At 73.1% G+C, this 12,540-nt stretch carries 13 protein-coding genes; 7 read left to right on the forward strand and 6 right to left on the reverse strand.

Annotated elements, in window-relative coordinates:
• The first annotated feature begins 110 nt into the window (after nt 1–110).
• Together Pta02_RS08310 and Pta02_RS08315 are read left to right on the forward strand one after the other, a co-directional pair.
• Nucleotides 111–1,178: a cytochrome P450 gene (locus tag Pta02_RS08310; RefSeq protein WP_239129979.1), complete on the forward strand. Its 1,068-nt coding sequence runs from the start codon at nt 111–113 to the stop codon at nt 1,176–1,178.
• The gene (locus Pta02_RS08315; RefSeq protein ID WP_239129899.1) at nt 1,175–1,396 is read left to right on the forward strand and encodes a ferredoxin; all 222 of its coding nucleotides are present in this window, start codon (nt 1,175–1,177) and stop codon (nt 1,394–1,396) included. Before Pta02_RS08310 ends, Pta02_RS08315 begins: the two co-directional genes overlap by 4 nt.
• A gap of 104 nt (nt 1,397–1,500) precedes the next feature.
• On the opposite strand, the gene Pta02_RS08320 is transcribed toward Pta02_RS08315, so the two are convergent.
• The 3 genes from Pta02_RS08320 to Pta02_RS08330 form a co-directional block, all read right to left on the reverse strand.
• Nucleotides 1,501–2,346 (reverse strand): sugar phosphate isomerase/epimerase family protein, encoded by an 846-nt coding sequence (locus tag Pta02_RS08320; protein ID WP_203874228.1) that lies wholly within the window; start codon nt 2,344–2,346, stop codon nt 1,501–1,503.
• A 70-nt stretch (nt 2,347–2,416) separates the two neighbouring features.
• On the reverse strand, nt 2,417–3,550 hold the full coding sequence (locus Pta02_RS08325) for a dihydrodipicolinate synthase family protein (RefSeq protein WP_203874106.1): 1,134 nt from the start codon (nt 3,548–3,550) through the stop codon (nt 2,417–2,419).
• Nucleotides 3,547–4,689, reverse strand: a complete 1,143-nt coding sequence (locus tag Pta02_RS08330) for a Gfo/Idh/MocA family protein (RefSeq protein WP_203874107.1) — start codon at nt 4,687–4,689, stop codon at nt 3,547–3,549. The genes Pta02_RS08325 and Pta02_RS08330 overlap by 4 nt, the downstream gene beginning before the upstream one ends.
• Before the next feature lie 245 nt (nt 4,690–4,934).
• On the opposite strand from Pta02_RS08330, the gene Pta02_RS08335 reads away from it, so the two are divergent.
• Together Pta02_RS08335 and Pta02_RS08340 are read left to right on the forward strand one after the other, a co-directional pair.
• Nucleotides 4,935–5,969, forward strand: a complete 1,035-nt coding sequence (locus Pta02_RS08335; protein ID WP_203874108.1) for an ion channel — start codon at nt 4,935–4,937, stop codon at nt 5,967–5,969.
• A 131-nt stretch (nt 5,970–6,100) separates the two neighbouring features.
• Nucleotides 6,101–6,505: a hypothetical protein gene (locus Pta02_RS08340; protein ID WP_203874109.1), complete on the forward strand. Its 405-nt coding sequence runs from the start codon at nt 6,101–6,103 to the stop codon at nt 6,503–6,505.
• 33 nt (nt 6,506–6,538) lie between these two features.
• Here the strand turns inward: Pta02_RS08340 and Pta02_RS08345 are convergent, their stop codons facing one another.
• Nucleotides 6,539–7,744 carry an ROK family transcriptional regulator gene (locus tag Pta02_RS08345; protein ID WP_203874110.1) on the reverse strand — a complete coding sequence of 402 codons (1,206 nt, stop codon included), beginning with the start codon at nt 7,742–7,744 and terminating at the stop codon, nt 6,539–6,541.
• A 69-nt stretch (nt 7,745–7,813) separates the two neighbouring features.
• Here Pta02_RS08345 and Pta02_RS08350 point away from each other — a divergent pair, with 69 nt between their 5' ends.
• Both Pta02_RS08350 and Pta02_RS08355 read left to right on the forward strand, forming a co-directional pair.
• On the forward strand, nt 7,814–8,077 hold the full coding sequence (locus Pta02_RS08350; RefSeq protein WP_203874111.1) for a SemiSWEET family sugar transporter: 264 nt from the start codon (nt 7,814–7,816) through the stop codon (nt 8,075–8,077).
• Between the two features lie 125 nt (nt 8,078–8,202).
• Nucleotides 8,203–8,856: an HAD family hydrolase gene (locus tag Pta02_RS08355; RefSeq protein ID WP_203874112.1), complete on the forward strand. Its 654-nt coding sequence runs from the start codon at nt 8,203–8,205 to the stop codon at nt 8,854–8,856.
• Between the two features lie 77 nt (nt 8,857–8,933).
• Here Pta02_RS08355 and Pta02_RS08360 read toward each other — a convergent pair whose 3' ends face one another.
• A complete protein-coding gene (locus tag Pta02_RS08360) occupies nt 8,934–10,160 on the reverse strand; it encodes an HRDC domain-containing protein (protein ID WP_203874113.1) in 1,227 nt (408 codons plus the stop codon).
• Nucleotides 10,157–10,753: a DUF3000 domain-containing protein gene (locus tag Pta02_RS08365; protein ID WP_203874114.1), complete on the reverse strand. Its 597-nt coding sequence runs from the start codon at nt 10,751–10,753 to the stop codon at nt 10,157–10,159. Before Pta02_RS08365 ends, Pta02_RS08360 begins: the two co-directional genes overlap by 4 nt.
• Before the next feature lie 710 nt (nt 10,754–11,463).
• Between Pta02_RS08365 and hemE the strand changes: the two genes are divergently transcribed.
• Nucleotides 11,464–12,501: a uroporphyrinogen decarboxylase gene (gene hemE, locus Pta02_RS08370; RefSeq protein WP_203874115.1), complete on the forward strand. Its 1,038-nt coding sequence runs from the start codon at nt 11,464–11,466 to the stop codon at nt 12,499–12,501.
• The last annotated feature ends 39 nt before the right edge of the window (nt 12,502–12,540 follow it).

A 12,540-nucleotide genomic window follows, 5' to 3' on the forward strand; every position in this document is an offset into this window, starting at 1 on the left:
CCTCCTCGGGCTCCGGGCTTTTCGAGGTCCCGATCAGGAGGGCCTGCCCGTTCGATCCGCCTCCCGGCCTGGCCGGGCTACGCGCCGCCGAACCGATCACGCGGCGCGTGATGCCGCTCGACGGCACCGAGCTCTGGCTGGTCACCAGCCATGATCTGGTCCGCCGGATGCTCGCCGACCCCCGGTGGAGTTCCACGGTGGACGGCGGCCTCAGCCCGGAGCAGCCGCTGCACATGACGCAGCCGGAGCCCGGGATGTTCCTCAGCATGGACGCCCCGGAGCACGGCCGCTACCGGCGCATGCTCACCGCCCACTTCACCGTCCAGCGGATGAACCGGCTCCGTCCCAGGATCGAGCAGATCGTCGCCGAGCGGCTGGACGCGATGGAGCGCCTGCCCCACCCGGTGGACCTGGTCGCCGAGTTCGCGCTGCCGGTGCCGTCCCTGGTCATCTGCGAGCTGCTCGGCATGCCGTACGAGGACCGGGCCGAGTTCCAGGAGGCCGCCCGCACGGGCGTCGACATGACCGCCTCGCCTGAGCAGTCGGATGCCGCCATGGCCCGGCTCGGCGCCCACCTGGCGAAGCTGATCGCCGCCAAACGGGAGGAGCCGGACGACGCGCTCATCGGGGAACTCATCCGCGAGGGAGCCCTCACCGATGGGGAACTGGTCCATATCTCGATATTGCTGCTGCTCGCCGGGCACGAGACGACCGCCAACATGCTCGGCCTCGGCACGCTGCTGCTGTTGCACCACCCCGACCAGCTCGCCCTGGTCCGGGAGGGGGCCCCCGGAGCGGCCGACGAGCTGCTGCGGTACCTGTCGATCGTCGATCTGGTGATGTTCCGCGGCGCGAAGGAGGACCTCACGCTGGGCGGTCGGGAGATCAGGGCGGGGGAGTTCGGCCTGGCCTCGCTCTCGGCGGCCAACCGTGATCCCGCGCTCTGCGAGGACCCCGACCGGCTCGACGTCACCCGGCCCAAGACCGCGCACGTCGCGCTGGGCTTCGGCCCGCACCAGTGCCTCGGGCAGAATCTCGCCCGCCTGGAGCTGGAGATCGCCCTCCAGGCGCTGCTGCGGCGCTTCCCCGGGTTGCGGGCGGCCGTACCGCTGGATGAGGTCCCGGTCAGGGAGAACGCGGCCATCCACGGCCTGCACAGTCTCCCGGTGACCTGGTGAGCGCCGTGGAGGCCACCGCCGGCATCACCGTCGTCACCGTGAACCGGGAGAGCTGCTGCGGCGCCGGCCAGTGCGTGCTGGCCGCGCCCGCGGTCTTCACGCAGAGCGAGGAGGACGGGCTCGTGGTCCTGCTGGATCCGGACCCGCCCGCTGGGCTGCGCGACGCCGTACGCAGGGCGCAGTCGCACTGCCCGACCCGGAGCATCACCGTGCGCTGAGCCCACCGGACCCGGAGTTCCCCGGACCCGGAGTTCCCCGGACCCGGAGTTCCCCGGACCCGGAACCCGCCGCACACCGTCGTACGGCAGGCCCGCCCGGCGGGTCAGCGGGCGACGAGTTCGCCGAACCTCGCCTTCACCCGGGCCAGGACCTCGTCCGGGTCGGCGGCCCACACGTCGGCGTTGAAGATCTCCACCTCGATGTCCCCGGTGTAACCCGCCGCGGTCACGGCCTCGGTCAGCGGCGCGAAGTCGATCACGCCGTCGCCCATCACGCCCCGGCCGAGCAGCACGTTGGCGGGCAGCGGGTGCAGGAAGTCGCACACCTGGTAGGAGGCGATCCGGTCCCCGGCCCGTGCGATCTGGTCGAAGACCTGCGGGTCCCACCACACGTGGAAGGTGTCGACGACCACGCCGACCTGCCCGGCGGGGTACGGCTCGGCGAGGTCGAGCGCCTGGCCGAGCGTGGACAGCACGGCCCGGTCGGCGCAGTACATCGGGTGCAGCGGCTCCAGCGCCAGCCGCACGCCGCGCTCGGCGGCGTAGGGGGCGAGGACGGCCAGTGCCTCGGCGACCCGCTCCCTGGCCCCCGCCAGGTCCCGGTCGACCCCCTGGCCGGGGCCGCCCAGCGGCTCGTCCGGCACCACGCCGGGCAGCCCGCCGACCACCATGACCAGGCACGCCGCCTCCAGCGCGGCGGCCTCGTCGATCGCCCGGCGGTTGTCGTCGAGCGACTCGGGACTCCCGGAGGTCAGGAAGCCGCCCCTGCACAGGGACGACACCCGCAGCCCGGCGTCCCGCACCAGCTTCGCGCTCTGTTCGAGGCCCTGCCGGGCGACGTCCTGGCGCCACAGGCCGATGGCCTCCACGCCGTGCCGTACGCACCCGTCGATCGCCTCGGCCACCGACCACCGCTTGGTGGTCCACTGGTTCAGCGAGAACCGGCGCATGCTCACAGCTCCTCCTTCGTCGGCTCTGTGAGCATGCTGCTGTGTCTGTTGGCTCGCTCGCTACGCTCGCTCACAGCCCGTTCACCGCCAGCAGCGACCGCATCCGGTGGACGGCCAGCTCGGGGTCCGACAGCAGCCCCGCCCGGTCGGCCAGGCGGAACACCTCGGCCAGGTGGGCGATCGAGCGGGCCGACTGGGCGCCGTTGACCATGGCGAAGGCGTCCTGGTGGCCGTTGAGCCAGGCCAGGAAGACGATGCCGGTCTTGTAGTTGTACGTCGGCGTCTCGAAGATCTTCCGCGAGAGCGGGACCGTCGGGGCCATGATCTCGTCGTAGCGGTCGAGGTCGCCGGCGTCGAGGGCGGCCAGGGCGGCCGCGGCGGCCGGGGCGATCGCGTCGAAGATGCCCAGCAGCGCGTGGCTGCCCGAGGCGATCAGCGACGGGTAGTTGAAGTCGTCGCCGGTGTAGAGCCTGACCCCCTCCGGCAGTGCCGACCGCAGCCCGATCTCGTGCTCGGCGTCCAGCAGCGAGACCTTGACTCCGTCCACCGCAGGCGCGTACTCGCGGATCAGCGCCAGGAACGACTCGGTGGCCTCGGCCACGTCCCGTGAGCCCCAGTAGCCCGCCAGCTGCGGATCGAACATCTCGCCCAGCCAGTGCAGGATCACCGGCCGATCGGCCGCCGAGAGCAGCTTGCCGTAGACCGCGTGGTAGTCCTCGGGGCCCTCGGCGATCCGGGCGAGCTGGCGGCTGGCCATGACGATGACCCCGGCGCCCGCCTGCCGTACGGTCTCGATCTGCTCGGTGTAGGCGGCCACGACCTCGTCGAGGGTCGCGGCGTCCGGCGCGTGGTCGGTGCCCGCGCCGCAGGCCACCAGCGTGGCCGGGTCGCCGAAGCCGGCGGCCTCGGCCGCGCTGCGCCGGATCAGCTCACTCGTCGCCGCCCAGTCCAGGCCCATGTTGCGCTGGGCGGTGTCCATGGCGTCGGCCACGCGCAGGCCGTGCGACCACAGGTGGCGGCGGAAGCGCAGCGTCGCCTCCCAGTCGACGGCCGCGGGGGAGCCGGGGGTGTTGTCGCCGAGCGGGTCGGCCACCACGTGCGCGGCGGCGTAGACGATCCGGCTGCGCGGCGGGCCGGCGGGACGCTCCCAGGTCACCGGCTCGCGCAGGGTGTACTCCCCGCCGGGGAGCGCGATGCCGGTCACGGCTCCACCACGAGGCGGCGGCCCTCGGCGGAGGACTGCAGCCCCAGCTCGGCCAGGCGCACGCCGCGCGCGCCGGAGGCGAAGTCGTGCGGGAAGGGGGCGTCCTCCAGCACGTGCCGGACGAACATCTCCCACTGGATCTTGAAGCCGTTGTCGAACTCGGCGTTGTCGGGCACCTCCTGCCAGTCGTCGCGGAAGCGCGCGGTGACCGGCAGGTCCGGGTTCCAGACCGGCTTGGGGGTGGCGGCGCGGTGCTGGAAGCGGCAGTTGCGCAGGCCCGCGACGGCGCTGCCGTGGGTGCCGTCCACCTGGAACTCCACCAGCTCGTCCCGGTTCACCCGGACGCTCCAGGAGGAGTTGATCTGCGCGATGATCCCGCCCTCCAGCTCGAAGACGCCGTAGGCGGCGTCGTCGGCGGTGGCCGTGTAGGTCTCGCCCTGCTCGTCCACCCGCTCGGGGATGTGGGTGACGGCCTGGGCGTAGACCGAGTTGACGCGGCCGAACAGGTTCTCCAGCACGTAGGCCCAGTGCGGGAACATGTCGAGCACGATGCCGCCGCCGTCCTCGGCGCGGTAGTTCCACGACGGGCGCTGGGCCGCCTGCCAGTCGCCCTCGAAGACCCAGTAGCCGAACTCGCCGCGCACCGACAGGATCCGGCCGAAGAAGCCGCCGTCGATCAGGCGCTTGAGCTTGAGCAGGCCGGGGAGGAAGAGCTTGTCCTGCACGACGCCGTTCTTGATGCCCTTCGCCTCGGCGGCGTCGGCCAGGGCCAGTGCGTCCTCGACGGTCTCGGCGGTGGGCTTCTCGGCGTAGATGTGCTTGCCCGCTTCGATCGCCTTCAGCACGGCCTTCACCCGCGCCTGGGTGACCTGGGCGTCGAAGTAGATCAGGTTGTCGTCGTCGGCCAGGGCCGCGTCGAGGTCGGTGGTCCAGTCGGCGATGCCGTGGTCGGTGGCGAGCTTCTCCAGCTTCGCGGCGCTCCGGCCCACGAGCACCGGCCGGAGCAGGACCCGCTCGCCGTCGGACAGGGCCACGCCGCCCTGCTCGTTGATGGCCAGGACCGACCGGACCAGGTGCTGCCGGTAGCCCATGCGGCCGGTGACGCCGTTCATCACGACGCCGATGCTTCGGGGGGACATTATGCGGAGCCTCCTTTGGAAAGCGCTTTCCCTGCCTACCGTACGGCAGCCGCGACGACCAGGCAAGCTCCCGTCCGGCAGGTGATCGTGGAACGGGCCAGGCGGGTGGCGGAGCCGTACGGCGCGTCCCGGGAAGATGCCCGCGCGGCGGGTCATGCGGATCTGCGGGCGAGGTCCGTATCGTGGTTGTCCATACGGTTCAACCTGGTGAGGAACCGGACGCCGCCGCACCGCAGGGGGGAAACGTGCCGATCTTCATCGCCCGCCTGCTGGCCCGGTTCAGGCTGCTGGGGACGTGGTGGTCGCCCGTCGCCGTGCTCGGCTTCGTCTATCTGACGAGCTGGCCGCTGATGGCGCTCGCCGAGCCCGCGGGCAGCGAGCTCGTCGAACCCGCCAACTACTGGTGGTACTTCATGGTCACCGCCGCGACCGTCGGCTACGGCGACCTCTATCCGGAGTCGGCGGCGGGCCACGCCGTCGGCGTGTACGTCATCGTCGGCGGCATCGCGGCGCTGACGACGCTGTTCACCAAGCTCGCATCGGTGCTGGAACGATCGAAGGGACGCCGGATGCAGGGTTCCGTCACGGCCGACGGCTCCGGCCACATCGTGCTGCTCGGATACACCCCGGGCCGGACCGAGCGCATCGTGGACGAGTTGATCGCCGACGATCCGTGCGAGATCGTCCTGTGCGCCTGGGAGGACGTCCCGGCCCACCCCATGCCGGATCGCGACGTCACGTTCGTGCGCGGCGACCTGACCGCGGAGGAGGTGCTGCGCCGGGCCGGGGTGCAGCGGGCGCACAGCGTGCTCGTCGACGCCCGCGACGACAACGAGGCGCTGGCCGTCGCGCTGACCGCCGGCCACGTCGCCGAGGGTGCCCACCTGGTCGTCGCGCTGCGCGACCTGGGCCGGGCCCCGCACCTGCGCTACGTCGACGAGGCGGTGCGCTGCGTCCAGTGGCACAGCCCTCACATGATCACCGAGGAGCTGAAGGACCCCGGGATCACCGAGGTCTACACCGACCTGATGACCCACGGCGGCGCGAACACCTACTCGGCGCGGCTGCCCGGGTCGCTGGGCCCGGTCCGGGTCGAGCGCTGTCAGATCGCGCTCGGCCGGATGTGCGGCGCCACCGTGCTCGCCGCCCGCGCCGGCGGCGAGCTGCTGGTGAACCCCGACTGGCAGTCCACCCTCCCGCCGGGGGCCGTGCTGTACTACGTCAGCTCGCGCCGCCTCACCTCCGAGGAGATCGTCAAGGCCCTGGGCGCAACGGACTGACCCGGCACCGGCCGGGGATACGCGGCTGAAAGCGCTCCGCAAGGCCTGTGCGCTATCTGTTGGGCGAGCGGGACCGGGGTCACGGGTCACTCCGGCCCGTCGCGGGCCCGCTCCCCTCAGAAGGAGGCCCCATGACGCATCCTGATCGGCCGGCAGCCCGGGCCCGGCGCTCGTTCTGGGAGAAACCGCCGGTATGGTTCCGCGCTCTCGGCATCCCGGTCGCGCTGCTGGTGACCCTGCAGATGAGCGACGAACGCGGTCCGCTGATGGGCGCCTTCGCGGGAGCCGTGTACGGCTCGCTGGCGATCAGCCTGCTCCTGTGGGACCGGTTCGTGCTCTGGGGCCGTGAGCACCCCCTGCTCGACGCCCTGGGCTTCGGGCCCGTCATGTTCATCGCCCTCGCCTTCGTCACCTCCCTGTCGCCGGCGGTCTGCGCGGCGATCGCGGCCGGGACCACCGTCCCGTTCGTCGTCCTCAAGCACCTGCAGCGCCGGCGGACGCCGCGACCCGGGACCGCTCCCGCCGCCCGGCCCTGAGCCGGCCGGTCTCCCGCCCGCGGGCGCGTGCTTTCAGACGGTCTCCGGCGCGGGCCGTGCGTCCGCTCTCCAGGAGTCGAGCCCGGCCTCCGACAGCACGGTGTCGAAGGCGAGCTCGGCCGCCCCGCGGAGGCTGCCGTCCCGGGGGAAGGCGGCGCGGATCAGCGGGGGCGGGTCGTGGCGGCGGAACCGCATGAGCCCTGACAGATAGGCGGCGCGGACGGAGTCTCCTGCCTGGTCGAGGAGCGCGGCGGCCACCCCGGACAGCGTCACGATCCGCGGGTCCAGCGCGTTGACCAGGCCGCCGATGCCGCGCCCGAGGTTGCGCGCCACCTGCTCGACCGCCGCCAGGGCGGCGGGGTCGCCCTCCCCGGCCCGCCGCAGGACGGCGTCGGCCGCGCTGCGCGGGGCGGCCGGGGGCGGGGCGCCGAGGATGCGCGCCAGCGCCCGCCCGTCGACTTCGAGGTCCCAGCATCCGTGCGCGCCGCACGGGCAGGGGCGGTCCGGGTCGCCGAAGGGCAGGTGCCCGAACTCGCCGCCCGCTCCGGTGCTGCCGGTGGTGGCGCGCCCGTGTTCGAGCACCACCCCGCCGACCCCCACCTCCACGGCCACGTGGAGGGCCACGTCGGCCCCGGTCGCGGCGCCCCGGCGGGCCTCGGCGACCCCGGCCATCGTGGCGTCGTTGCCGATCACGACGGGGATCGGGGCGATCCGCAGGCGCTCCGCGACCTCGACGTCCCGCCAGCCGATGGTGGCCGACTCCACCAGGCGGCCCCCGCTGACCGTGCCCGACATGGAGACCCCGACCGCCCGCAGCCGGGCGCCGAAGGCGGTCCGGACCTCGCGCAGGGCCCGCGAGATGCGCCCCAGGACGTCCTCGGCGGGCTGCCCGCCGTACCGTTCGCGCCGCAGGGGTTCGAGCCCGCCGCCCAGGTGGGACACCGCGAGCCGCCAGGACTCGTAGGAGACGTCCACCGCCGCCACCACCGGTCCCCGGTCGTGGCGGCGCACCGTGCGGGTGGGGCGCCCGCGGGCCCCGGTCGGTTCGGCGGCGGTCTCCTCGACCAGGTCGAGCGCGCGCAGCCGGGCGAGGATCTCCGTCGCCGAGCCCCGGCTCAGGCCGAGGTCGCGGGCGAGCTCGGCGCGGGTCGTCTCCGGGTGGAGGTGGACGTGCCGCAGCACGTCGAGCATCCCCCGCACCTGGAGTGCGCGTGCCCGCCCGACTTCACCGGCTCTCATGAAAGGGGATTGTGTCAACTTTCCCGCCGCGATTATGCTCGTGAGGCGATCATAATCGAAGGAGAAGTCATGGTGACCGTTGTCGGGCTGCTGGCCGCGCTTCTGACCACCGCGTGCTGGTGGCCGCAGCTCCATCGGTCCTGGCGCACCCGCTCGACGGCCGACCTGTCGTGGTCCTACCTCGTGATGCTGACCTCGGGCGTGGGCCTGTGGCTGGTGTACGGCGTCGCGACGGGGGACCCGGCCGTCATGGCCGCCAACGGGGCCACGTTCGCGGCCCTGGCGGTGCTCATCGGGATCAAGACGCGTCACCGGGGCGAGGCCGGAGGGTGAAGGGCGTGCCGGAGACGGAGGGTCCGCGGGGCGAGAAGGCGACGGGCGCACTGAAGATGGAAGATCCGCGAGACGAGAGGGCGATGGGCGTGCTGGAGACGGAAGACCCGCGAGGTGGAGAGACGATGAGCGTGCCGGCCCGGAGTGAGGCGGTTCCCGGAGTCCTGGAGGGCGTGCGCGCCGTCCTGCTCGACATGGACGGCACCCTGGTCGACTCCGACAGCGCGGTCGAGCGCTCCTGGCGGACCTGGGCCGTGCGCTACGGCCTGCCGGAGGAGGAGGTGGTGGCCGGCGTCCACGGATATCCCGCCCCCACCTCGATCCGCCGCCTGGCCCCGTGGCTCTCCGAGGAGGAGGTCGCCGACGCCGCGCAGGTCCTGCTCGACCTGGAGTGCACCGACCTCGACGGCGTCGTGGCCGCACAGGGCGCCGGGGAGCTCCTGGCCGTCCTGGCCGAGCGCGCCATCCCGTGGGCGGTCGTCACCGGCTCCGGAGCCGGGCTCGCCAAGGCCCGGCTCGCCGCCGCGGGCGTCACCGCGCCCTTCGTCGTCTCCCTGGACGACGTCGCGGTCGGCAAGCCCGACCCGCAGGGCTATCTCATGGCGGCGGCGGAACTCGGCGTCGACCCCGCCGCGTGCCTGGCCGTCGAGGACTCCGCCCCGGGGATCGCCGCGGGCCGGGCGGCGGGCATGCCGGTCGCCGCCCTGCGCGGCCTGAGCGGTGAGCTGTCGATCACCCATCTGGGAGAGCTCGCCGCCCACCTGCGCCGCATCGGATAGACCGCGAGGGCCGGTTCCGCGGGCGGCTGCCCGGCGAGAGACCGGGGGCTTCCGGAGGCACGCGCCGCCGGTGGCCGTCAGATCTCGCCCTTGGTCTCCAGGCGGGTCAGGGCCTTGGCCACCGGGTGGGCGGTCAGGGCGATCTGCCACTCGCGGGCGCCCAGCTCGCGCAGCCGGGCCGCGACGGTCTCGTCGTCGATGACCGGGGGCGGCTCCCAGGTCAGGCGGCGCACGGCGTCCGGCTGCAGGAGGTTCTCGGTCGGCATGTGATGCTCGTCGGCGAGGGCGGCCACCACGGTCCTGGCCGCCGCGAGCCGCCGGGCGGCCACCGGGTCGCGGTCCATCCAGCGGTTGGCGGGCGGCGGGCCCTCGCCCGGGGCGCCGGGCTGGGGGAGCCGGGACTCCGGCAGCGCGCGGGCGGTGTTGACCGCGGCCAGCCACTCGCGCAGGTGGCGGCGGGCGCTGCGCCCGGTGAACGGGGCGATCTCGGTCAGGGACTTGGTGGTGCGGGGCAGCTCCAGGGCGGCGGCGACGATCGCGGAGTCGGGCAGCATCCGGCCCGGCGCCAGGTCGGCCTCGCGGGCGAGGGTGTCGCGGAGCGTCCACAGCTCCCGCACCACGGCCAGCCCGCGCGCCGAGCGGACCTTGTGGATGCCGGAGGTGCGCCGCCACGGGTCGGAGCGCGGAGGCGGCGTCCGGTGCGCCAGCACCCAGGCGAACTCCTCGCGCGCCCACGGCAGCTTCCCGCCGGCCTCCAGTTCCCCGTGGAGCCTGTCGCGCAGCTCGACCAGGACCTCGACGTCGAGCGCGGCGTATCGGAGCCAGTCCTCCGGCAGCGGCCGGGTGGACCAGTCGGCGGCCGAGTGGCCCTTCTCCAGCCGGAACCCGAGAACGTTCTCGACCATCATGCCGAGCCCCACCCGTTCGTAGCCGAGCAGCCGGCCGGCCAGCTCGGTGTCGAACAGCTCCCGCGGGCGGAAACCCAGCTCCGCCAGGCAGGGCAGGTCCTGGGAGGCGGCGTGCAGCACCACTTCGGCGTCGGCCAGCGCGGCGTCCAGCTCCGACAGGTCGGGGCAGCGGATCGGGTCGATCAGCGCGCTGCCCGCGCCGGCGCGCCGCAGCTGCACGAGGTAGGCCCGGCCGCTGTAGCGGTAGCCGGAGGCCCGCTCGGCGTCCACGGCGACGGGGCCGGTGCCCGCGGCGAAGGCCCGCACGACCTCTGCCAGGCCGGCCGGGTCGCCGATGACGGGCGGGATGCCCTCCCTAGGTTCCAGCAGTGGAACGATGGTCGTCTCGTCGGTCACTTTCTGAAGGGCTCCGGATCTTCGCGACGGCGCGGCGGCAGGGTCGCCACGCCGGGTGGCAGGGGCGGGATTCCCGCGGCGAGGCACATCAGGTCGCACCAGGCGGAGACGTGCCCGGACAGGTCCTCTTGCAGTGGCGACCAGGAGGCGCGCAGTTCCAGCTCCGTGGTCACCGGGTCCTCGGCCTTGTTGCCGAAGCCCTCGGACACCGCCCTGGTGACGGTGCCGCCCGCGGCGGCGTAACCGGCCTCGTGGGCCTCGAGCGCCTCGGTGAGCCAGCTCCAGGCGACCGGCCCGAGCAGCGGGTCCTCGGTGATCTCGGGTTCCATGTCCGCCCGGACGTAGGCGACCAGGCGGAACTGGCCGTCCCAGCCGCGCTGGCCGTCCGGGTCGAACAGGACGATGAGGCGGCCGACCGCGAGCTCGTCGTCGTCGCGGTAGACCGAGGCGCCGATGGCGGCCGAGTAGGGGGCCAGACGCTGCGGCGCGGGGATGTCCTCCAGCTCGATCTCCGGCCTGACCTCCGCCGGACGCAGGCTGGCCACCGCGCGCCGGAAGGCGGCGGGAGCAGGCGGCGCGTCACCGAGGGTCATATCGGAAGGGTAGGTCGAAATCGAGTGCATGGGGACCACTGGGGTGTGCGAAGAAGCCATCGGAGCCGATCAAACCGACGCCATCGACCGGAAGGCCGCACCCTCGCCGCCCGGGGCCCCGAGGAGCAGCGCGTGACCGCACTCGGCGCAGGCCCACTCGGGGCACTCTCCGGCCTCGTGTCCGTCCAGGCAGGGAGGCTGCTCGAAAACCCGCTCAGTGGCGCAGGAAACACAGTGCTCACCGCGGTGTTCGGGTGAATTCCACATCGTGGTCATCGCACGGCCTTTCGTCGGGTCGTGGTCCGACGTTGGCACGTCGCGCCGACAATTCCGCGCAACGTGCTCGGCGTGTCCCGAAAGTGGTGCCGGAATCGGTGCCGCGCGGTGATTTGGCGAACATTTGGACCAGCCGGGGGCCGGCCCGGGCCCGCGGATGGGACAAACTGTACCCGGAAACATGATCGCTTCGTGTCCGATCCGCCGAGCTCCGAGCAGAGAGACGGCTCGCATCGGGCCGGACAGGCACCACCTAAGTGCTCAAACCGGAGGAACCATAACAACGGCCTGCTTTGACATGGTCTATGGCTTCTCCTTGCCGGTGTCACCTCATAACCGGTGATTTCCGTACAGCTCGCGCTGGCTGAGGGCGCGGGATGCGGACTCGCGCCCGTGATGCGCGGACCGGTACCCCGGCATGGCACCCTGGGAGGGTGAATCCCGAGCTTGCCGACTCCCCGTTCCTGCGCGCCTGCCGCCGCCAGCCCGTCTCCCGCACGCCGGTGTGGTTCATGCGACAGGCCGGCCGCTCGCTGCCCGAGTACCGGGCCGTGCGCGGCGGGGTGCCGATGCTCACCGCCTGCGCCACCCCCGACCTGATCGTGGAGATCACGATGCAGCCGGTCCGCCGCTACGGCGTGGACGCGGCCATCTTCTTCAGCGACATCGTGGTGCCGCTCAAGGCGATCGGGATCGACCTCGACATCAAGCCCGGCGTCGGCCCGGTGGTGGCCTCCCCGATCAGGGACACCGCCGCCGTCGAGACGCTGCGCCCGATCGAGCCCGACGACGTCTCCTACGTCACCGAGGCGATCGGGGCCCTCACCGGGGAGCTGGGGCCGACGCCGCTCATCGGCTTCGCGGGGGCGCCGTTCACGCTCGCCTCCTATCTCATCGAGGGCGGCCCGTCCAAGAACCACGACCACACCAAGGCCATGATGTACGGCGAGCCGCACCTGTGGCACGCCCTGATGGACCGGCTGACCGAGATCACCCTCGGCTTCCTGCGCATCCAGGTCGCGGCCGGCGCCTCGGCGGTCCAGCTCTTCGACTCCTGGGTCGGCGCCGTCGCGCCCGAGGACTACCGCGAGTTCGTCATGCCCTACACCAGCCGGATCTTCGCCGGCCTGGCCGACCTCGGCGTCCCGCGCATCCACTTCGGCGTCGGCACCGGTGAGCTGCTCGGCCTGCTCGGCGAGGCGGGCGCCGACGTGGTCGGCGTCGACTGGCGCGTCCCCCTCGACGAGGCCGCCCGCCGGATCGGTCCGGGCAAGGCGCTGCAGGGCAACCTCGACCCGGCGATCCTGCTCGCCCCCTGGGAGGCCGTCGAGCGCCGCGCGGCCGACATCCTGGCCAGGGGCGCCAAGGCGGAGGGGCACGTCTTCAACCTCGGCCACGGGGTGCTGCCCGGGACCGACCCCGACCAGCTCGCCCGCCTCACCGACTTCGTCCACGACTCCTCCGCCCGCTGACCTCCGGATGGACCTCTGATCTTCTCGGCGGCTCCGGGC

It is taken from the genome of Paraplanobispora takensis (genome assembly GCF_016863195.1).
GTDB lineage: Bacteria > Actinomycetota > Actinomycetes > Streptosporangiales > Streptosporangiaceae > Planobispora > Planobispora takensis.